Origin of the sequence: uncultured Marinobacter sp., from assembly GCF_947488835.1 — a bacterium.
Taxonomy (GTDB): Bacteria; Pseudomonadota; Gammaproteobacteria; order Pseudomonadales; family Oleiphilaceae; genus Marinobacter.
Window position 1 is genome coordinate 1 of the sequence record NZ_CANLBK010000006.1, and the last position, 20665, is coordinate 20665.

Annotated in this window: 17 protein-coding genes; 6 read left to right on the top strand and 11 right to left on the bottom strand. The window is 53.7% G+C overall.

From position 1 onward, the window contains the following. The 8 genes from Q0824_RS16255 to Q0824_RS16290 form a co-directional block, all read right to left on the bottom strand. Positions 1-1124, bottom strand: a 1124-nt coding sequence (locus Q0824_RS16255; RefSeq protein WP_298453201.1) for an ATP-binding protein, incomplete at its 3' end; no start/stop codon positions are given. A 35-nt stretch (positions 1125-1159) separates the two neighbouring features. Continuing rightward, positions 1160-2257, bottom strand: coding sequence for a 3-dehydroquinate synthase (gene aroB, locus Q0824_RS16260; RefSeq protein WP_298453204.1), 1098 nt, complete (start codon positions 2255-2257; stop codon positions 1160-1162). Next, on the bottom strand, positions 2250-2816 hold the full coding sequence (aroK, locus tag Q0824_RS16265) for a shikimate kinase AroK (protein ID WP_298453207.1): 567 nt from the start codon (positions 2814-2816) through the stop codon (positions 2250-2252). Before aroK ends, aroB begins: the two co-directional genes overlap by 8 nt. A 137-nt stretch (positions 2817-2953) precedes the next feature. Further along, a complete protein-coding gene (gene pilQ / locus Q0824_RS16270; RefSeq protein WP_298453479.1) occupies positions 2954-5008 on the bottom strand; it encodes a type IV pilus secretin PilQ in 2055 nt (684 codons plus the stop codon). A gap of 65 nt (positions 5009-5073) precedes the next feature. Next, entirely contained in the window at positions 5074-5622 is a 549-nt protein-coding gene (locus Q0824_RS16275; protein WP_298453209.1) for a pilus assembly protein PilP, read from the bottom strand. A 2-nt stretch (positions 5623-5624) separates the two neighbouring features. Beyond that, positions 5625-6236: a type 4a pilus biogenesis protein PilO gene (gene pilO, locus Q0824_RS16280; RefSeq protein WP_298453212.1), complete on the bottom strand. Its 612-nt coding sequence runs from the start codon at positions 6234-6236 to the stop codon at positions 5625-5627. Continuing rightward, the gene (locus Q0824_RS16285) at positions 6236-6799 is read right to left on the bottom strand and encodes a PilN domain-containing protein (protein WP_298453215.1); all 564 of its coding nucleotides are present in this window, start codon (positions 6797-6799) and stop codon (positions 6236-6238) included. The genes pilO and Q0824_RS16285 overlap by 1 nt, the downstream gene beginning before the upstream one ends. Next, positions 6799-7863 carry a pilus assembly protein PilM gene (locus Q0824_RS16290; protein ID WP_298453218.1) on the bottom strand — a complete coding sequence of 355 codons (1065 nt, stop codon included), beginning with the start codon at positions 7861-7863 and terminating at the stop codon, positions 6799-6801. Before Q0824_RS16290 ends, Q0824_RS16285 begins: the two co-directional genes overlap by 1 nt. Before the next feature lie 195 nt (positions 7864-8058). On the opposite strand from Q0824_RS16290, the gene Q0824_RS16295 reads away from it, so the two are divergent. Further along, positions 8059-10575 carry a penicillin-binding protein 1A gene (locus Q0824_RS16295; RefSeq protein WP_298453222.1) on the top strand — a complete coding sequence of 839 codons (2517 nt, stop codon included), beginning with the start codon at positions 8059-8061 and terminating at the stop codon, positions 10573-10575. 82 nt (positions 10576-10657) lie between these two features. Here the strand turns inward: Q0824_RS16295 and Q0824_RS16300 are convergent, their stop codons facing one another. Then, on the bottom strand, positions 10658-11923 hold the full coding sequence (locus Q0824_RS16300; protein WP_298453225.1) for a malic enzyme-like NAD(P)-binding protein: 1266 nt from the start codon (positions 11921-11923) through the stop codon (positions 10658-10660). Positions 11924-12150: 227 nt separating this feature from the next. After that, positions 12151-12375, bottom strand: a complete 225-nt coding sequence (rpmE, locus tag Q0824_RS16305; protein WP_298453228.1) for a 50S ribosomal protein L31 — start codon at positions 12373-12375, stop codon at positions 12151-12153. 215 nt (positions 12376-12590) lie between these two features. Between rpmE and Q0824_RS16310 the strand changes: the two genes are divergently transcribed. The 5 genes from Q0824_RS16310 (at position 12591) to hslU (ending at position 19319) form a co-directional block, all read left to right on the top strand. Next, entirely contained in the window at positions 12591-14765 is a 2175-nt protein-coding gene (locus Q0824_RS16310) for a primosomal protein N' (RefSeq protein ID WP_298453231.1), read from the top strand. 113 nt (positions 14766-14878) lie between these two features. Beyond that, on the top strand, positions 14879-16564 hold the full coding sequence (gene argS / locus Q0824_RS16315) for an arginine--tRNA ligase (RefSeq protein ID WP_298453234.1): 1686 nt from the start codon (positions 14879-14881) through the stop codon (positions 16562-16564). Positions 16565-16573: 9 nt separating this feature from the next. Next, positions 16574-17206 carry an SPOR domain-containing protein gene (locus tag Q0824_RS16320; protein WP_298453237.1) on the top strand — a complete coding sequence of 211 codons (633 nt, stop codon included), beginning with the start codon at positions 16574-16576 and terminating at the stop codon, positions 17204-17206. Positions 17207-17415: 209 nt separating this feature from the next. Further along, positions 17416-17985: an ATP-dependent protease subunit HslV gene (gene hslV, locus Q0824_RS16325; protein WP_298453240.1), complete on the top strand. Its 570-nt coding sequence runs from the start codon at positions 17416-17418 to the stop codon at positions 17983-17985. A 2-nt stretch (positions 17986-17987) separates the two neighbouring features. Further along, a complete protein-coding gene (gene hslU / locus Q0824_RS16330) occupies positions 17988-19319 on the top strand; it encodes an HslU--HslV peptidase ATPase subunit (protein ID WP_298453243.1) in 1332 nt (443 codons plus the stop codon). Positions 19320-19369: 50 nt separating this feature from the next. On the opposite strand, the gene Q0824_RS16335 is transcribed toward hslU, so the two are convergent. Next, complete coding sequence (locus Q0824_RS16335; protein ID WP_298453246.1) at positions 19370-20614, bottom strand: patatin-like phospholipase family protein; 1245 nt, start codon at positions 20612-20614, stop codon at positions 19370-19372. Positions 20615-20665: the final 51 nt, after the last annotated feature.

Sequence of the window (20665 nt, forward strand, 5' to 3'; positions counted from 1 at the left end):
TCAGGCTCAGGCTCAGGCTCAGGCTCAGGCTCAGGCTCAGGCTCAGGCTCAGGCTCAGGCTCAGGCTCAGGCTCAGGCTCAGGAATAGGTTCTGCCGGCGCTACGGGCTCTGTCAACACCGGAACACCTTCCACTGCAGACATATCTTCCGGTGTTTCGGGACCAATGGTAATGCTTCTGCGAACACGATCAGGCTCTGGAAGCGCTTCACTATCCACAGCTACGGTTTCATCATACTGCTGGGACACGAACCACCAGGAAGCTCCCAGGATCAAAAGCGCCAACGCGGGCAAGCGAAACTGTCGGAAATCGATACGCTTGACGTTTTTTTGCCTGGATACATCAGACACGATATCCAGCCAAATGCCTGGCGTAACCCTTTTCAGCCGGGAAAAGCTCCCTTGGCTCAAATCATGTATCCGCGAAAGACGAGCGGGACTGAGGAGCTCACTCACCTTACCTCCCGCGTTATGGACGCGGGGCTCAAGATAGGAGAACACTTCTTCTATGGTTAGTGGTCGCAAATGGACCTGATGGACCTGATGGACAGTGACAGCGGAGTCGTCTAGACCTAGAAGCGTAACCAGGCGATCCTCCCCAGCGAAAACCGGGACAGCCGCCTTGGCTCGATCTGCCGCCAAAAACCCGTCAAGGATCAGCCTGAGTAGCTCTGGAGGGACCCGATCAGCATCGTCGACAAGTAGCACCATGCGCTGCCCCTTGCCAACCCTGGTTTCTGACCACCGGAAAAAGCGATACACGGCCTCTCGTGGGGTATCATCCGGGCTAGCGCCAGAACGGGCAACCTGTCGCAGATCCTTTGCAAGAGCGCTCGCACTGACCATGGCTGCAGAAGAAATGCGATGAAAACCCAATCGTGACGACTCACTGCGAACCAACTCTGCCAGCAACCGGCTTTTTCCAGACCCGGGGCCGCCGGTGAGTAGCAGAGCCATATCACCAAACCCGCATAGATGGCGCAATGCCTCCAGGGCGTGGTGACGCATACCATCCGGAAAGAAAGGGGTGTCCATCTCCAGCGGATTACCCCTAAGGCCATACCGCTGCTGCAAACGGGGGAACAGGCCTCCTCCGTCCAGGCTGTTGAAAGTGTCTTCAGTCACTAAACATCCCTACGGTTCAATATTACACGCCCTACTCAGCTTTCCTGATAACAGAAAGCGCTGAGCGTTGCCTTGAGATTTTCCGGAGATGCGCCGGATGTAACCTCTGCCTCACCCACAGCCTTGAGCAACACCAACCTTAATTTGCCATCGACATTCTTCTTATCGACGGCCATCAGGCTCATAAAGTCCGCAGGCCTCATTTGCTCGGGCGGCCGAGAAGGAAGACCAGCTTTGAGAATAATTTGCACAACCCGGTCATAATCAGCCGGGTTTATCGACCCCTCTCGTAACGACAGATCGGCAGCCATAATCATGCCAGTGCCTACAGCCTCTCCATGGAGCCAGTTGCCATAGCCGGCGAAGGTTTCGATCGCATGGCCAAATGTATGGCCAAGATTCAGAGTAGCTCGAATTCCACTTTCCCTTTCATCCTGAGCGACCACGTCGGCCTTGCTCGCACAAGAACGGAATATGGCTTCTCCCAACGCCTCGCTATCAAAAGCGACCAACCGACTCATCGTCTGTTCGAGCCAGTCAAGAAAGGCCAGATCACGAATAAGTCCGTACTTAATGACCTCCGCAAGTCCGGCGGACACTTCCCTGGGCGGCAAGGTCTTAAGTGTATCTGTATCAATCAATACCACTTCGGGCTGATGAAAAGCACCAACCATGTTTTTCCCAAGCGGATGGTTAATGCCGGTTTTACCACCCACGGACGAATCCACCTGAGACAATAGCGTGGTAGGAATTTGTATGAATGGGACGCCACGCTGGTAGCACGCAGCGGCAAACCCGGTCATATCCCCAACCACTCCACCACCAAGCGCTACCAGCGTCGTTTTCCGAGTGTGCTGCTTTTCCAGCAGGGCGTCGAAAATCAGATTCAGCGTTTCCCAGTCTTTGTGTTTTTCACCGTCCGGGAGTACCAGAGTATCAATAGCCTTCCCGGGAAAACTGGCTTTAGTTTTCTCCAGATACAGGGGCGCGACCACATCATTGGTTACGATCATTATCTGAGATCCGCCGACGTAATCTGAAAGGTCATATTTGCCCAGCACGCCTTCACCGATCACAATCGGGTAACTACGTTCGCCCAGCTCAACTTGAAGTTCGTGAAGCAACTTATACATGATTGCGTCCCTCCTTTCGCACCTGCCTTTGTTGCCGCGGTGTTCTTGGGTTTATGCGATTGACAAGTTGCCGCACCACAAGACGTGGACTCTTGCGATCAGTATGCATAATGATGTCTGCCAGCTCTGTATATAAGGGGTCCCTAACTGCAAACAACTTCCGCAAAACACCTTCGGGGTCGTCATTCTGTAGCAAAGGCCGATTCCGGTCTTTACGTGTGCGCTCCACCTGCTGCTCAATGGACGTTCTCAAGTAGATAACCACCGAATGCATTTTCAGGAGCGCGTGATTTTCAGGGCGCATTACCGCCCCACCACCGGTAGCAAGCACAGTCCCGGCCTCAGCCGACAGCTCTTCCAACATAGCCGTTTCTCGCTGCCGAAAACCCTCCTCCCCCTCAACATCGAATATCCAGGGAATGTTTGCTCCGCAGCGCTCCTCAATGATTCGGTCGGTATCAAGAAACCTGTATCCCAGCTCACGGGCAAGCATACGGCCGATGGTGCTTTTACCTGCGCCCATGGGGCCAACCAGGACTATGCGTTTGGGCAAAGACATAACTACCGCTCAATAATGTTCAGGCGGGTGAGAATATCACAGGGCTGAAGATTGCATAAGCTTCAGCATGGGTACCACAAGTCTTCAGACACAAAAAAGCCGCCGGTTTATCGCGGCGGCTTTTTTCCTGACCCCTGTTACTGAATCAGGTCATTCTTGATGATCTTCGGTGTGATGAAGATCAGGAGCTCGCTGCGAAGCTCAGTTACTTCTGTTCGCTTGAAAAGGCGGCCCAGATAGGGGATGTCGCCCAGGAACGGTGTTTTGGTAACCGTGGTTGAATTGGTGGACTCGAAAATCCCACCAAGCACAATCGTTTCACCGTTACCCACAAGTACCTGCGTTGTAATGGAGTTTGTATTGATGGCCGGACCGGCATCAGTATCTTCACCTCGGGAGTCCTGATTGACCTCCAAATCCATAATGATCTTGTCATCAGGTGTAATCTGAGGAGTAACCTCTAGCGACAAGACCGCTTCCTTGAATGAAGTGCTGGTTGCACCGCTGCTGGAAGCCTCCTGATACGGAATTTCCTGGCCCGACTTGATGGAAGCAGTTTGACGATCTGCAGTTACCACTCGCGGCTGTGACACCACCTCAGCTTGGCCATCGCTTTCAAAGGCAGACAACTCCATATCAATCAAGAAGTCAGTGCCAATATAGCCAAAGGCCAACGAGCCAGCTGGAGTACGATTAGTTCCAAGGTCTACGTTCAAGTCAGACGGAAAACCGAGAGCGCCACTGCCAGCAATCCCTGCCAAGCCGCCCTGAGAGCCGCCTACCACAACGTTGTTGTTTCCGTTGTTTGCATCACCGCGAGCTGCCGCGCCCCAGCGCACACCAAGCTCTTGGGCAACATTATTCTGGGCGCGAACAATTCTAGCCTCAATGGACACTTGGCGAACCGTTATGTCCCAAGTCGATACGAGGCGACGGATCTCATCCAGTTTCTCAGATGTTTCACGAACACTGATAGTGTTGGTGCGAGCATCAGATGATACGAAGCCTCTGCTGGAAATCAGCTCTTTGTCTTCTTTGATCAGACCAACGATGTCAGCGGCTTTCGCATAGTTAACCTGGATAATATCCAGACGAACCGGCGCAAGCTCTGCAATCTGCTTGGTTGTTTCAAGTTCAAGCTTCTCACGGGCCGCAATTTCTTCGGCGGGCGCAACCAGCAATACGTTGCCGATCTGACGCTTATCCAGCCCTTTGGTTTTCAGGATAAGATCCAGAGCCTGGTCCCATGGAACATTCTGCAAGCGCAGAGTGATACTGCCACCGACTGTGTCACTGGCAACCAGGTTCAGGCCGGTAAAATCTGCAATCAGCTGCAGCACCGAGCGTACTTCAATGTCCTGGAAGTTCAGGGAAAGCTTCTCCCCGGAGTACGGGAACTTCTCTTCACGGCGGGTTTCAGCTTCTTCTTCGCTCAGCTTTTCTACACTGACGGTAAATTGACTGCCGGATTGATAGGCAATGTAATCGTAATTGCCTTCAGGGCGAATCTCGACCACTGCATTGCCATCTTCAATGAATGTATCAACACGACTGACAGGTGTTGCGAAATCGGTTACATCCAAGCGACGGCGCAGATCCGCTGGCACGGCGATCCCATTCATCGTGAGGCGGATTTTCCCGCCCAACTCAGACAGATCTACCGGGGTACCGGGACTTCCCAGATCAACAATGACACGACCTTCGCCGTTCTGACCACGACGGAAATCTACGCCAGCCAATGTTCCCGGTGTAGACGCTGACTGCGATGCAGCTGCTGTACCGGAGGAGTTAACGGCAACGGAGCCGGCGGCTGATTCACCACCGATGGTCATTACCAACGAGTTGTTGTTCCGAACCGTCTCGTAAGGCGCAAGCTCAACCAGATTAAAGATCAAACGAGTGCGATCCTTTGTCTCCACAACAGTCATACTCTGGGCATTACCTGATCCAAGAGGAATGCTGCGAGTGTTAAGACCACTGGTAGTATCGCGTAAATCCACTGCGATTCGCGCCGGACGTTCAATGGTGTAGCCCGACGGTTCAGGCGGTTGGCCATCAAATTTAAGTGTCACTTCCAGGCGCTCTCCCGGTAGCGACGAAAACGACACGTCTTCCAGCGTGACCGCACTGGCCAGGCCGGATAACAACCCAAAAGCAATTACGCTGACGTATACATTGAGTTTTCTGAACATCGCTAGCCTCGACCCCGAACTTTTTTGTACATGCATTTTTCTTTCAGTTTTCATCAAGTCGCTCCTTAGCCTGCGTCTTCGTCCAGGGTCAGAGAGCGAGGACGCTCTACCCAGCCACCCCGGCCATTGGGAACGATTTCGATAAGCTCTATACGGGTTTCACTAACGCCAATAACCCGGCCGTAGTTCTGCCCCATGAAATTCCCGGTACGAACCCGGTGAATACCGCCCGCATTGTCCCGAATCAAAGCAAACAGGTTTCCGGTCACACCCTGAAGCGTGCCCACCATGCCAAGATCCTTGAGATCAAAATTCTCCAGCACCTCTTTAGGACGATCCAGATTAGGTTCAACGTCGCTGACCGGCTTTTCATCAACCATAGTCAGCTGCACATCCAGTGGCGGCTCAAACGGAGCTCGTCTGTCTGCTGCCGAGTAACTGAATGCCTCGTAAGCACTAAACTCAGGCAAGGGCTCGACGTGCCCCCGAGGTTTGGCTCGGGTGTCTGCCATGAACTTGTCCAGATCGGAAAAACCGCTGCCCTGGGAGCAAGCTGTCAAAAGTGATACCAGACAAACACCCAGCCAGGCCTTTCCCGCATGCTTTGCTGCCATGCTTATTCTCCAGCCCGGTAGCGGTAGGTGCGAGCAACTACTTGCATATCAAGTCGCTCACCGTCTCCGCCAGTTGGTTTAATGGTTAAATCGTGCAGTGTCACAATCCTGGGAAGGCTGGCCACACTGCTTACAAACGATGCAAGCTCATGATAGGAGCCTGAAACACGGATATTGATTGGCAGCTCTGAATAGAAGTCGCGTCTCTGCTCGGGCTGAAGCTTTACTTCTTGCAGCGCCAGGCCGCTACCCAATGCCGTGTTGGTGATATCCTCCAAAAGGCCGGGCACTTCTGTCTCACTTGGAAGCTGCCGTACCAAGGCGCCAAAGGTTTCTTCCATCTCGACCATTTGAGCCTTGAAAACCTCCAGATTAGCGACCTGGTAAGCTTTTTCTTCGTATTTTTTGCGCAAGTCCTGTTCGGTTTTTTCAACCCTGTCGAGCTGCACATACTGATCTTTTACAAAAAACCAGTACCCGCCCCCCATGATCAAGCCGAACACGATAAGAACAACAATGCCTTTGATAGGTGCTGGCCAGATGCCGGCATTATTGATATCAAGATCGTTGATATCAAATTCATTCAGGCTTTTAAGTGAATCCGCAAGGCTCATTACTTATTCCCTCCTTCCGGCTCAGGCGTTTTTTGCTGCACTGTCATGGTGAACTGGCTGTAGCCTGCTCGTTTTCCATCCGCAGACGACACATTCGACAAATTCGGGTTTGTGAACCATTCGGACTCGTCAAACTGCCGCATCAGTGTTGAAACGCGGCTGTTCGACTCTGCCATACCAACAATGCTCACCTGATCACCTGATTTCTTCAGATCTGTATAGAACAAGCCGTCGGGTAGCGTGCGAACCAATTCATCAAAGGCACGGACGATGACGGGGCGCTTACCCTGCAGGTCCTGAATAACCTTCATGCGCGCCAGCAACTCGTTGCGCTTACGCTTCAAGCTGTCGATTTCACGAATTTGCACGTCCAGTTTTTTGGTTGCCGATTCAATGTATGCATTGCGCGATTGCTGGTACGCAATACTGCTATCAAGATCGGAACTCCACAGGAACGTGAGACCGGCAGCGATAATAGCAGCACCCACTACCATCACAACAAACTGCTTCTGCTTCTCTGCCCGGAGCTCTTCGCGCCAAGGCCTGAGGTTAATTCTTGCCATTAGTCGAAGCTCCTCATTGCCAGGCCGCAGGCAATCATCAGCGAAGGAGCATCGTTGCTCAAAGCAGATGCGTTAACCCGCGAACCGACCGCCATTTCCGCAAAGGGATTCGCGACCAGTGTCGGCGTGCCTGTCTTTTCTTCCACCATTTCCGTCAGCCCCTGAATCGAAGCAGTACCACCGGCAAGAACCACGTAGTCAACCGCATTGTACTGACTGGCACCGAAGAAGAACTGGAGGGCTCGCGCAACCTGCTGAACCACGGCCTCCCGGAAAGGGGTTAGCACTTCGGATTCGTAATCGTCAGGCAGCCCACCCTGCTTCTTGGCAAGCCCGGCCTCTTCAACAGAAAGTCCATACCGACGCTGAATCTCTTCAGTCAGCTGCTTGCCGCCGAAAATCTGCTCTCGCGTATAGACAGTTTTGCCTTCAGCGAGAACGCTCAAGGTTGTCATGGTGGCACCAACATCAACGATAGCCACCACAAGCTCTTCGCCCTGGGAGTCGAGCTGAGCTTCAATCAAACCGTATGCACGCTCCAGCGCATAGGCTTCGACGTCCACAATTTTCGTATTAAGAGAAGCGATTTCAAGCGCATCCTGACGGATATCCACATTCTCTTTGCGGCAGGCCGCCAAGAGCACATCCACCTGGTCCGGGTTCGTTTCCGAGGGGCCCTGCACTTCGAAATCAATCGCAACCTCGTCAAGTGGGTATGGAATATACTGATCAGCCTCAAGGGCAATCTGATCTTCCATCTCAAATTCGTTGAGACCACCATCCATCTGGATGAGCTTGGTAATGACCGCCGAGCCGGATACGGCCACAGCAACCTGCTTGACGCTGGTGCGCGATTTTGAGGCTACCCGTTTGAGAACCTCACCAACCGCCTCAACGTCCGTGATATTTTTTTCCACGACCGCGTTAGCCGGCAGCGGCTCGACGGCGTAGCTCTCGACCTTGTAACGGTCGCCCTGCTTAGACAACTCTATGAGCTTGACGGAGCTGGAGCTCACATCAACGCCCAGTACTGCACTGGATTTCTTTCCGAACAATCCGAACACGCGCTCACCCTATACCTGGCTAGTTGCACCCGGTTACATGTGTTATGTGTTTTTTATTTAAGAGAATTTCTTCATTGTTCCGTTTACAATGCCCACTCTCGTTCAGCTGGGAACATTTGCGACGGTGAAGCGACTCATCCTTCCTAAAGCAATTTCTCAAATGATAGACCTATATCCAACAGTTGTCAGAAAAAAATGTCCCATTTGTTGCGTACTTCTCGCCTTTTCGCCTGGTTATTTCTCACCGGACTGAGTGTTGCCGTTATCGTAGGCTCAGGCTTTTATCTCTATCTCCGCCCAGGCCTTCCACCCGTTGAACAACTTCTGGACATAAAGCTCCAGACGCCATTGCGCGTATATAGCAAAGACAACAGATTAATAGCAGAATTCGGTGAAAAGAGAAGGGCACCGATCACAATCGAACAGATCCCAACAATTCAGTTACAAGCCTTTTTGGCGGCTGAAGACTCGCGTTTTTATGAGCACTTCGGGGTCGACATCAAAGGACTGGCGCGGGCTGCCATCGAACTGGTCTCTACCGGCTCAATCCAATCTGGCGGCAGCACCATCACCATGCAGGTTGCAAAAAATTACTTTTTGTCACGCGACCGGACATTTATTCGCAAGTTCAACGAGATACTTCTGGCTGTTCAAATAGAGCGTGAACTCGATAAAGATCGGATTCTTGAGCTATACCTGAACAAGATCTACCTCGGCAACCGGGCCTACGGTATTGCCGCTGCGGCGCGCGTTTATTACAACAAACCTGTCAACGAGCTGTCGCTTGCCCAAATGGCCATGCTGGCAGGACTACCCAAAGCCCCCTCAGCGTACAACCCACTAGCCAACCCGCAGCGAGCGATGCAGCGCAGGGACTGGATACTGGGCCGAATGAAAGATCTGGCTTACATCAGCCCAACAGCCTACGAGCTGGCCATTCAGGCACCACTCACTGCAACTTACAATGCCACCGAAACCGAAGTGGACGCCGACTACGTTGCAGAAATGGCGCGAGCAGAGATGGTCCGGCGCTTCGGAGAAGAGGCTTATACAGACGGATACTCCGTAACACTGACGGTAGACAGCAAAGAACAGCAGACAGCAACAGACGCCCTCAGAAGCGGGCTCGAAGCCTACGACCGTCGGCACGGGTTCAGGGGCCCCATCGGCAAACTTGACGCCGAAACCCTTGCAGGGGGTGACCTTGCCACCGCAATGCTGAATTACCCCAGAATAGAATCACTGATGCCCGCCGTTATTACCGAAATCGATGACAACAAAGGCGAAGCCCAGGCTCACGTGCGCCGGTTTGGCCCAGCCACTATGCCCTTCGAGACCATGCAATGGGCCAGCCGCTATAAAACTGAAAACCTGACCGGCCCAAAGCCCGAAAAACCCTCAGATGTCGTGAGCGTGGGCGACGTTGTATACGTTCGGGTAGACGAACTGCCCAAAGTATCAGCCGCACCTGAAGAGACCGAGCAAGCGGCACCCCAGGATTCCGGATTCACTCAGCCAGTCCGAGTGTCACTTATGCAAGTTCCGAAAGTTGAGGGTGCACTAATCTCTCTTGAGGCCAAAAGTGGCGCCATCCAAGCTCTCGCAGGCGGCTACAGCTTTGGACAAAGCAAGTACAACCGCGCGATACAAGCCAGGCGCCAACCAGGCTCCACATTCAAGCCATTCCTGTACCTTAGCGCTCTGGAGAGCGGCAGAACCCCTGCGACTATTTACAATGACGCTCCGATTGTTTTTGATGACTCAGAACTGGAATCCGCCTGGCGCCCACAGAATTCATCAGGGCAGTTTTATGGACCAACCCCACTTCGCGAAGCCCTTTACCGCTCACGAAACCTTGTCTCTATTCGACTCTTAAGGGATCTCGGCATTCCTCAAATGCTGGACTACCTCGACCAACTCAAGGTTCCGACCGACAGCATGCCCAAAGACCTGTCCCTATCACTGGGCAGCGGACAACTCTCGCCCATGGAGCTGGCCAGAGGCCTCGCGGTTATCGCTAACGGGGGTTACGACGTAGAGCCATTCCTCATCCAGAGCATCACTGATGTGAACGACAAGGACATATACCGGGCCCCTGACGTTGTTCTGTGCGACCGCAACTGTGGCACTGACGATCCGAAACCCGACACCGTCACAGAAGACACACTTGCAAGCACGCTGACCATGACAGAAGAAACCGCTCCAAAGACGCGTGTTATGCGTCGCTTAGCAGATGAGCGCTCAGTGTATATATTGCACTCAATGCTCCGGGATGTGGTTAAGCGGGGAACCGGGCGCCGGGCACTGGCCCTCGGGCGGGATGACATTGCAGGCAAGACTGGCACAACAAACGAACAGCGAGACACCTGGTTTGCAGGCTTCAACCACAACCTTGCTACTACGGTGTGGGTAGGATTTGACCAGCCTGCCCCATTGGGCCGCCGGGAGTTTGGTGCGAGCACAGCCCTGCCCATCTGGGTAGATTACATGAAGGTAGCGCTTGCTGGCGCGCCTTCAGCCTTCATGCCGCGACCCAACGGCATTGTGAACATTCGAATCAACCCCGAGACCGGAAAGCGCGCAAGGCCAGGCGAGGACGGCAGCTTTGAGATCTTCAAGGAAGAGGATGCGCCTGCACCTCTAACCGAAGAAGATGAGAGACCCGGCGGCACCCATGGCAACGGGGACGACCTTTCGCGTCAGATCTTCTGAGCAACCCACAACACAAAACAGACACCCACAAAAAAACCGGCGGGATCACCGCCGGTTTTTTATAAGCTCACAACGTCATCAATCAGATGATGTCATCCATACTCTTCAGCGGATAGTGCGCGGGGTAGCCTTTACCGGCAACTCCGGAATCCACTGCTGCACGGGCCACAGCAGCCGGAACAACTTCCAGCAACCGAACATCCATGGGCTTGGGAATGATGTACTCTTTACCAAACTCAAAGCTGTCAGCACCGTAGGCTTCACAGATTTCCTGCGGCACAGGCTCTTTCGCCAGCTCACGGATAGCATTGACCGCAGCCACTTTCATCTCTTCGTTAATGCAGCTTGCGCGAACGTCGAGCGCACCACGGAAGATGAACGGGAAGCCAAGAACGTTGTTAACCTGGTTAGGGTAGTCTGAGCGACCTGTCGCCATGATCAGATCATCACGAACAGAGTGCGCTACCGCAGGATCGATTTCAGGATCCGGGTTCGAGCAGGCAAACACAACCGGGTTGGGCGCCATCTTCTTGAGCTGGTCAGCGCTCAGCAGATCGGGACCAGACAATCCCAGGAACACGTCGGCCCCATCAATTGCTTCGTCCAACGTACGCTTATCGGTGTCGTTGGCAAACATCGCCTTGTACTGGTTAAGGTCATCGCGACCAGAGTGGATCACACCCTTGCGGTCGAGCATGTAGATGTTATCAGAGCTGATACCGCAGCTGATCAACAACTTCATGCACGCGATTGCAGCAGCACCGGCACCCAGGCAAACCACTTTCGCTTCTTCAATTTTCTTGCCCTGCAATTCAAGGGCGTTGATCATGCCAGCTGCAGTAACAATCGCTGTACCGTGCTGGTCATCGTGGAAGATAGGCACGTTGCACTTTTCAATCAGTGCGCGCTCAATTTCGAAACACTCCGGCGCCTTGATATCTTCAAGGTTAATGCCACCGAAGGTGTCAGCAATACGCTCAACGGTTTCAATGAACGCCTGAGGACTTTCAGAATTGACTTCGATATCGAACACGTCAATTCCCGCAAAGCGCTTGAACAGTACGCCTTTGCCTTCCATTACCGGCTTGCTCGCCAGCGGGCCCAGGTTACCCAGACCGAGGATCGCAGTACCATCGGAGATAACGGCGACAAGGTTACCCTTGGCCGTGTACTTGTATGCGTTCTCCGGGTCCTTCGCAATCTCGCGAACCGGCTCTGCAACGCCTGGGCTATATGCCAAAGCGAGGTCGCGAGCGGTCGCTGTCGGCTTGGAGATTTCTACACTAATCTTTCCAGGCCGCGGCTTGGCGTGATATTCAAGGGCTGCTTCTTTCAGATCTTGAGACATTGCCACTGTTCCGTTTGTCACGTTAAAAGGTAATAAGCCTTCAGGCGGCAAGCGCCTACCTGAAGGAGCGCGACATTATGGCGCGCCCGCCCGGAAACGACAAGGGCAAAGCGAACAAACTATGAACAGTCAATACGGCGAATTGCGTATAATCAAACACTAAGCTGTTATTTTGCACTTCCCATAAAAAAAGCGCCCTCAGGCGCTTTTTCGACTCTACAACCGAATCAGTCTTCTTTCTTTCCGGCGATACGACCACCAAAACGCTTCTGGAACTTGTCGATACGGCCGCCGGTATCCATAACCTTCTGCTTGCCAGTGTAGAATGGGTGACACTGGGAACAAACATCCAGCTGCAGATCATGACCAATAGTAGAACGAGTCTTGATCACATTTCCGCAAGAACATGTTGCGGTGATGTCTTCATACTTGGGGTGAATACCTTCTTTCATGGCGAACCTCTGTGGGTCATGCCGCTACCTGATCACGGGGCGTTCGTTAAAGCCCAAGTGCCAGGCACCGCATGTTTGAATCAATGGAGAAGACGGGGCACAATCATGCCCTGCCGCAAACAGACCGCGAATCTTACTTGCAATTATCCTGGCAGGCAAGCCTTGCAGGTGCATGAATCCTGCCTCATACGCATAAACCATTAAAGGATTACCCGGTGCCATCAACAGCCCGTATTGCGCTGAATCGGCCACTAAGAAGGCTCTTTGACTACCTTGTTCCAGAGGGAATGGCTTTGGAGTCGGGCCAACGTGTAAAGATTCCTTTCGGGCGCCAGCAGGCAATCGGCCTGATTGTGGAAACAGACATTGAACCACCAGAGGGTATCATTCTGAAGCCGGTGCTAAATGCACTGGAAAATTGGCCTGCCCTGCCCAGCGAAACCTTCCAGTTGCTAAGCTGGGCCAGCGACTACTACCAGCACCCGCTGGGGGAGTGTTTGTTCACTGCTCTCCCACCAGCACTGCGCCGGGGCCGGCCGGCCATACAAAAAACTGAAGACAGGTGGCAAGCTTGCGGCAGCAGCGCCGTCCTCCCAGCAAAAGCCCACAAACAGAAAGCCCTGCTGGAGTGGATTGCCCAACACGAGCAGGGCGTTATAAACAACGAGATCATAAAAGCGGGCTTCACTCGACCGCAACTAAAGTCTCTGCTTGAAAAAGAACTGGTTCGAGTTGCAGCGCCGAAGAGCGCAAGCCCCCAAAGCCAGCAATACAATGAGTCCATTGCAGCCCCAACGCTTTCCCCCGCACAGTTGGTCGCCGCCTCCCAGCTGCCGCCACCCGATGAAGGCTTCAGCGCCTCCCTTTTATATGGCATCACAGGCAGTGGCAAAACCGAGATTTACCTGCACTACCTGAAACAGAATCTTACCGCTGAGGATCAGGCGCTGGTACTGGTTCCGGAAATCAACCTGACCCCCCAAACCGTTGCCCGCTTCAAACGCTATTTTGGCGAGCGCATAACGGTGTGGCACTCAGCCCTGAACGACACCGAGCGTTTGAATGCCTGGCTCAAAATTCGCAATGGTGAGCCCATCATCCTCATTGGCACCAGATCGGCTGTGCTACTCCCATTCACCGCGCTGAGAACACTGATTGTTGATGAGGAGCACGACAGCTCATACAAGCAAGGCGAAGGGTTTCGTTATTCCGGCAGGGATGTTGCTGTGTATCGTGCGCACCTGAATCGCTGCCCGATAATCCTTGGCTCCGCGACACCATCTCTGGAGTCTTATCACAACGCCTTGGCGGGCAAGTACAGACTTATAAAACTGGAAGAGCGTGCCGGAGAGGCGCTACCGCCCTCGATTAGCCTCCTGGACATCCGCAGCCGACCCCTGGAAGGCGGCCTCTCCCGCCCGGTCCTGCAAGCACTTCAGAAAACACTGGAAAGCGGAAACCAGGCACTCGTGTTCGTAAACCGTCGCGGTTTTGCGCCGGTGATGATGTGTTTCGACTGCGGCCACATGGTCGAATGCCCACGCTGCGACACGCGCCTCACCTACCATCGCCGTGACCGCGCTATGCGCTGCCACCATTGTGACTTTCAGACAGCAGCAACCGAAACCTGCCCAAAATGCAAAAGTGACGCCTTCAAGCCCGTTGGCCAGGGCACAGAACAAACCGAAGACGTTCTCGCGAACAGCTTTCCCACCACACCCATAGTGCGCGTAGATCGCGACAGCACGCAGCGCAAAGGCAGTATCCAGACGATACTCGAACAGGTGAACACCGGAGAGCCCTGCATCCTTGTTGGGACACAGATGCTTGCAAAGGGGCACGATTTCCCCAATGTGACTCTGGTTGTTGTCATCAATGCAGACGGAGGCCTATTCAGCGTCGACTTCAGGGCCCCGGAGCAACTGATTCAAACCTTGCTCCAAGTCAGCGGAAGGGCTGGCCGCGGAACGAAAATCGGTAAAGTGATAGTGCAAACTTGCCACAGCGATCACCCGCTACTCAGAACGCTCTGCAATGGCCATTATCTCGAAATGGCAGACCAGCTTCTTGAAGAGCGCGAAACCGGCCAGTTCCCACCGTTTCGAGCTATGGCCATCTTCCGAGCCGAAGCGGACACCATGGAGCAAAGCTTGCAGATCCTCGACAGTATCAAACCGCTCGCAAACAAACCCGGTATCGAAGTTTGGGGCCCCCTGCCCGCTCTGATTGCTCGGCGAGCCGACCGACACCGGGCGCAACTTGTGCTCAACACAGACAACCGGCGACGCCTCAATAAACTACTGACAAATGTTTGCCAGACGCTTGAACAGCAGAGATTTCAAAAGGGCGCGAAATGGATGATTGACGTGGACCCGCAAGAAACGGGCTAATCACCACAGGGCTTTTGCTTGCGGCCGGACTTTCCGCGATAATGTCCCTCTTCAATTATCACTGGGCGCTCTGCCCCAACCCAACTTTCCAGTAAACTGAGCTATCTCACAGCATGAAAGAGACCGTTTCTGATCTGCTCCAGTCCGCACTGGCCGCTCTTCAATCTGAAGGCACGCTGCCAACCGACCAAGCCTATACACCACAAGTGGGCAACACCAAGGATAAATCCCACGGTGACTACGCCTGCAACATCGCATTGGTTGCGGCCAAAACAGCAGGCTGCGCACCACGCAAGCTGGCCGAAATGCTGATTGAGAAGCTGCCCGAAAGCAGCGCAGTGGCGAAGGTGGAAATTGCAGGCCCAGGGTTTATTAACTTTTTCATGAGCACCGCCAGTGCATTTGAAATCGTAAATACCATTCTGGATGAGGCTGAGCAGTTTGGTCGCAACGCCAGCGGTAAAGGCGAAAAAGTTCAGGTGGAATTTGTATCTGCCAACCCTACAGGTCCACTCCACGTAGGCCACGGCCGGGGCGCAGCCATTGGCGATTGCCTTTGCCGCCTGCTGGAAGCCAACGGTTATGACGTTACTCGCGAGTTTTATTACAACGATGCCGGCGCCCAGATCAGCAATCTTGGCTTGTCAGTACAGGCTCGCGTTAAGGGGCTGACACCCGAGGACGAGAGCTGGCCTGAAGACGGCTATCGTGGCGACTATATCTCCGATGTTGCAAAAGCCTATCTGGCCGGTGATACGGTTACGGCTGACGATCGTGAAGTAACTGCCAGTGCTGATCCTGATAACCAGGATGCCATTCAGGAATTTGCAGTGGCGTACCTGCGCCGAGAGCAGGATCTCGACCTCAAAGCCTTTGGTGTCGAGTTTGATGTGTATTTTCTGGAATCATCCCTGTACGAAGACGGCAAAGTAGAAGCTACCGTTAAACGCCTACAGGAAAACGGCTACACCTATGAAGACGGCGGCGCATTGTGGCTCAAAACCACAGAGTTCGGTGACGACAAAGACCGGGTGATGCGCAAGAAAGACGGCGGCTACACCTATTTCCTGCCGGATGTGGCTTACCACCTGGACAAATGGCAGCGCGGCTATACCACGGTCATCAATGAGCAAGGGGCCGACCACCACTCCACGGTAACCCGCGTTCGCGCAGGCCTGCAGGCATTGAACGCAGGCATCCCAAAAGGCTGGCCGGATTATGTTCTGCACCAGATGGTAATGGTCACCCGCTCCGGACAGGAAGTAAAAATATCCAAGCGTGCCGGCAGCTACGTCACTATTCGCGATCTGATTGACGAAGTAGGCCGGGACGCCACCCGCTTTTTCCTTGCAGCGCGGCGCGTTGACTCCCAGTTGACCTTCGATATTGACCTGGCCCGCTCCCAGACCAATGAAAACCCGGTGTACTACATTCAGTATGCCCACGCACGCATATGCAGCGTGTTGCGAAAACTGGCCGCTGAAGGCGTTACGCGCGGGCTCAATGAGTGCGTGGGCGATTTGACTTTGCTGGTTCTGGATGAGGAAAAAGAACTGGCAAACCAGCTGGCGAAATATCCGGAGCTGATTGCCAACTCTGCCTTACAGCGTGAACCGCACACCCTCACGCACTATCTGAGGGAGCTGGCCGGCCAGTTCCACACGTATTACAACGCCCACAAGGTGCTGATAGAAGACACAGCACTGCGAGATGCCCGCATCAGCCTCTACCTGGCCGTACGCCAGGTAATTGCCAATGGGCTGGACCTGCTGGGCGTCAGCGCACCGGAAGAGATGTAAGTAACAACAATGTCCCGAGACTATGCTCGTAAAAATCGCTCAGGTGCTTCTGCAGCCCCCAACAGGAAAAAGCCTGCCAAGCCTGCTAGCGCCCAGAAAAGGCGCGCAAAGCCAGCTGCGCCTGCGCGCTCTCAGCGAGGAGGTTTATCCTTGAAGTGGATTTTTTCACTGGCAACGGTTGGTGGCTTTATCGGGTTTATTGTTTATCTGAATTCTGTGCCACCAAGCAGCGGGCCGCAACAACCGCCCACTGCCAAAGAGTCAGCACAAACTCCGGCAACGAAAACCGCCAAACAGGAAGAGAAAAAGCCCGGTTTTCGGTTTTATGAAATGCTGCCGGAATCGGAGGTTATTCCGCCAAAAGTGGAGGAGTACACTCCGGGCCCAACCAAGCAGGACTTCGACTACCTGGTGCAGTCTGGCTCTTTCCGCAGTAAGGAAGATGCCGAGCGTCAGCGCGCGCAAATTGCCTTCCAGGGGCTCAGAGCCGGCGTGCAGCGCATAGAACTCGACAGCGGTTCCGTCTGGTATCGAGTCAATGTTGGGCCCTTTAGCTCCCGCAGTCAGATGAGTTCAGCCATCGACAAGCTTGTTTCGATTAACATTCAGCCGCTTATTCGTAAGGTCCCCAAGCAGGGATAGACCTTCCAGAGAGTTGCGGGAGGCTGTGACGCGGGGCTTTTCAAAACCGTGCGGAGCCATGGATGGCGGAGCCGAGCGTACAGGGACGTATTCACAGCGTGTTTTGAAAAGCCCCGCGCCACAGCCTCTTCTCCCAAACCTCTTGAATTCTCTTTTACCGCCTCCATAACTGCCCAATACCGATTTTTAATCAGGCAATTGGAGCCCGAATGACTACCATACTTTCCGTCAGACGCGATGACGAAGTTGCCATGGGTGGCGACGGCCAGGTTTCTCTGGGAAATACCATGATGAAGGGTAACGCCCGCAAGGTACGCCGCCTCTATAACGGGCAGGTTATCGCGGGTTTTGCAGGTGGCACTGCTGATGCTTTTACTCTGTTTGAGCGCTTTGAGGCGCAGCTTGAAAAGCATAACGGCAATCTCACAAGAGCCGCGGTTGAACTTGCCAAAGACTGGCGGTCAGACAGGGCCTTACGCAAGCTGGAAGCGCTTTTGGCTGTGGCGGATAAAACAGCTTCCCTGATCATCACCGGTAACGGTGACGTAATAGAGCCAGAGCACGGGTTGATTGCTATCGGCTCCGGCGGGCCGTTCGCTCAAGCCTCCGCACGGGCTCTGCTTGAAAACACCGAGCTTTCTGCCCACGAGATTGTAGAGAAAGGCCTGGAGATAGCCGCAGATATCTGCATCTATACCAACCACAATCGCACTATTGAATTGCTCTCCAAAGACGCAGCTACCAAACCAGAACCCTCCAAAACGACTGATCCGGAGTAACCATGTCTGCAATGACTCCCCGTGAAATTGTTCACGAGCTCAATAAACACATCGTGGGTCAGCAAGAGGCCAAGCGAGCAGTAGCGATCGCCCTGAGAAACCGCTGGCGCCGGATGCAGCTGGACAGCACGCTTCGGGATGAGGTCACGCCCAAGAACATCCTCATGATTGGCCCCACCGGCGTGGGCAAAACTGAGATTGCCCGCCGCCTGGCCAAATTGGCAGATGCACCTTTCCTGAAAGTTGAAGCCACCAAATTTACCGAGGTTGGCTACGTTGGGCGTGATGTCGAATCCATTATCCGCGATCTGGCGGATATGGCTGTAAAAATGCTGCGGGTTCAGGAAATGAAGCGTCACGAAGAGCAGGCTTTGGACGCAGCTGAAGACAGAATTCTGGACGCCCTGCTCCCACCGCCAAAAAGCTTTAGCGAAGACAGCCAAAAGACCTCCGAAGATTCCTCCACACGCCAGATGTTCCGGAAAAAGCTGAGGGAAGGCGAACTCGACGATAAAGAAATCGAGATCAATCTTCGTAATTCAAGCGCCGGCGTAGAGATCATGGCGCCTCCCGGAATGGAAGAGATGACCAACCAACTGCAGAGCATGTTTTCCAACATGGCTGCTGATAAATCCAAACCCCGGAAAATGAAGGTGGCAGATGCCCTGAAACGGGTGAAGGAAGAGGAAGCCGGCAAGCTGGTCAATGAGGAGTCGATCAAACAGAAAGCCATTATCGCCGTTGAGCAGAACGGCATTGTGTTTCTCGATGAAATTGACAAGGTGGCCAAGCGGGCGGAGAACAGCTCGTCGGATGTATCTCGGGAAGGCGTTCAGAGGGATCTCTTGCCGCTGATTGAGGGCAGTACCGTGAGCACAAAATACGGTTCAGTTCGCACAGATCATATTCTGTTTATCGCTTCCGGCGCCTTTCACCTGTCCAAGCCGTCAGACCTGATTCCGGAATTACAGGGCCGCCTGCCCATACGTGTGGAGCTGCAAGCTCTAACCCCGGACGATTTCAAGCGCATTCTTACAGAGCCGGATGCCTCTCTGGTTCAGCAGTATGAAGCCCTGATGAATACCGAGGGCGTCAAGCTGACGTTCAGTGAAGACGCAATTGCGCGCATTGCTGAAATTGCCTGGAAGGTGAACGAGACAACCGAGAACATCGGTGCCAGGCGTTTGCACACGGTTTTGGAAAGGCTACTGGAAAGCCTGTCGTTTGATGCTGGTGATGGGGTAACCGAAGCGTTTGAAGTAACTGCAGATTACGTTAATGAGAAGCTTGGAGAACTGTCGGAAGACGAAGATCTGAGTCGTTATATTCTCTGATTTGAAATAATCATTGAGCCAGGCGTGCTCTGCGCGCCTGGCTCGCACCCCTACTCTGCTTTTGAAAACAGGTGGGTTACTGTTCCCAGTCCTGCCGCCAGCTTGCTCTTTCCCGCTGCCTTCTTCTTTCTGCTCTTGGCCACATAAAGCGGCAGCATTTCGCCATAGAGGCTGGTACTAATGGTGCGCTGCTCATCTTCCAGACGATCCCGGCGCAGCTTGATACCGTATTTTGCCAACTTCGGCTCCAACTCATCAGCGCGATTTCGCAAATCCTGACGGGTCATCTGATAAGCGTGTTCACACACCATTCGACGCGACTGAAAGCTGAACACGTCAGAGAAAAACAACTTGGCGTCATCCCGAGTCGGCTCAAACAGCAGGATATCCTTATCTGGATAGTCCGTCGCATAGTGAGCAATGCCTGACTGCATGCGGGAATACACCATGGTCCGGAACATCTGTGACAACAGGTTTGGCATCCCCGAACGAGTCAATTCTCCGGGCGCCATAGTGCCCGCCCGTACCGCCGCACTGGCATCAATGGGCACCAGGGGGTTCACTGCAAAAACCAGATCTGCACCATCTTCAAACGCGACCGATGCGTGCAAGCCTTTGCGCAGTGTTCCATCCACGTAGTACCGACCATCAATATCGACCGGCACATACAGCCCCGGAGATGCCATGCTCGCCTGAATAGCTCTGGAGATGGGCACATGGTCAAACCCGGGAGCGCCAAAGCACACGGCGTCGCTGCTTTCCACGTCTGCCGCAACAATGTAAAGGCTACGCTTTAGCTGCCGAAAGTCGTTCGAACGGCCCAACATGGAAAACGCACGCATCAGATAATCATGGAGGCCTTCGTTATCGAAAAGCCCGGCAGGAGCCGCCTGAGACAGTATGGTGAGGGCTTCGAGCAAACTCTGATCGTAGGGGTTGGCAATAAAACGGCGCACGGCTGTGGTGACCAGTCCGGGCACAGCCAGCACCCGCCCCGCCATTTCCTTCAGTGCTGGCCTGAAGAACACATCGGGGTGAAAAGGGTGAACTTCAGCTTCATTGCGCACAAAAATTCGACACAATTGTGCCGTGGTCATCTGGTTCGCCAGATTGGCAGCTACGAATGAGCCCGAGTTAACACCGACATACACATCAAGGTTATTGAAGTCCAACCCATCCAAGGCCTCATCCAGCGCCCGGAGCGCGCCAATCTCGTATATGCCGCCTAAAGGACCACCCCCGCCCAGTGCGAGCCCGATGCGTGGTGCTGGTTTCAGTTCGGTTGGCTTCTTCATGGCCTTTCCTTCTCTGGATGAATAGCCAGATTTGCATTCTGGCCTGCCTGA

Coding starts and splice junctions, on each gene's coding strand:
- Q0824_RS16275 (WP_298453209.1), bottom strand. CDS start 5,622: ATGGCAGCAAAGCATGCGGGAAAGGCCTGGCTGGGTGTTTGTCTGGTA.
- Q0824_RS16320 (WP_298453237.1), top strand. CDS start 16,574: ATGTCCCGAGACTATGCTCGTAAAAATCGCTCAGGTGCTTCTGCAGCC.
- aroK (WP_298453207.1), bottom strand. CDS start 2,816: ATGTCTTTGCCCAAACGCATAGTCCTGGTTGGCCCCATGGGCGCAGGT.
- rpmE (WP_298453228.1), bottom strand. CDS start 12,375: ATGAAAGAAGGTATTCACCCCAAGTATGAAGACATCACCGCAACATGT.
- hslV (WP_298453240.1), top strand. CDS start 17,416: ATGACTACCATACTTTCCGTCAGACGCGATGACGAAGTTGCCATGGGT.
- pilO (WP_298453212.1), bottom strand. CDS start 6,236: ATGAGCCTTGCGGATTCACTTAAAAGCCTGAATGAATTTGATATCAAC.
- Q0824_RS16335 (WP_298453246.1), bottom strand. CDS start 20,614: ATGAAGAAGCCAACCGAACTGAAACCAGCACCACGCATCGGGCTCGCA.
- Q0824_RS16300 (WP_298453225.1), bottom strand. CDS start 11,923: ATGTCTCAAGATCTGAAAGAAGCAGCCCTTGAATATCACGCCAAGCCG.
- argS (WP_298453234.1), top strand. CDS start 14,879: ATGAAAGAGACCGTTTCTGATCTGCTCCAGTCCGCACTGGCCGCTCTT.
- hslU (WP_298453243.1), top strand. CDS start 17,988: ATGTCTGCAATGACTCCCCGTGAAATTGTTCACGAGCTCAATAAACAC.
- Q0824_RS16295 (WP_298453222.1), top strand. CDS start 8,059: ATGTCCCATTTGTTGCGTACTTCTCGCCTTTTCGCCTGGTTATTTCTC.
- Q0824_RS16285 (WP_298453215.1), bottom strand. CDS start 6,799: ATGGCAAGAATTAACCTCAGGCCTTGGCGCGAAGAGCTCCGGGCAGAG.
- pilQ (WP_298453479.1), bottom strand. CDS start 5,008: ATGTTCAGAAAACTCAATGTATACGTCAGCGTAATTGCTTTTGGGTTG.
- aroB (WP_298453204.1), bottom strand. CDS start 2,257: ATGTATAAGTTGCTTCACGAACTTCAAGTTGAGCTGGGCGAACGTAGT.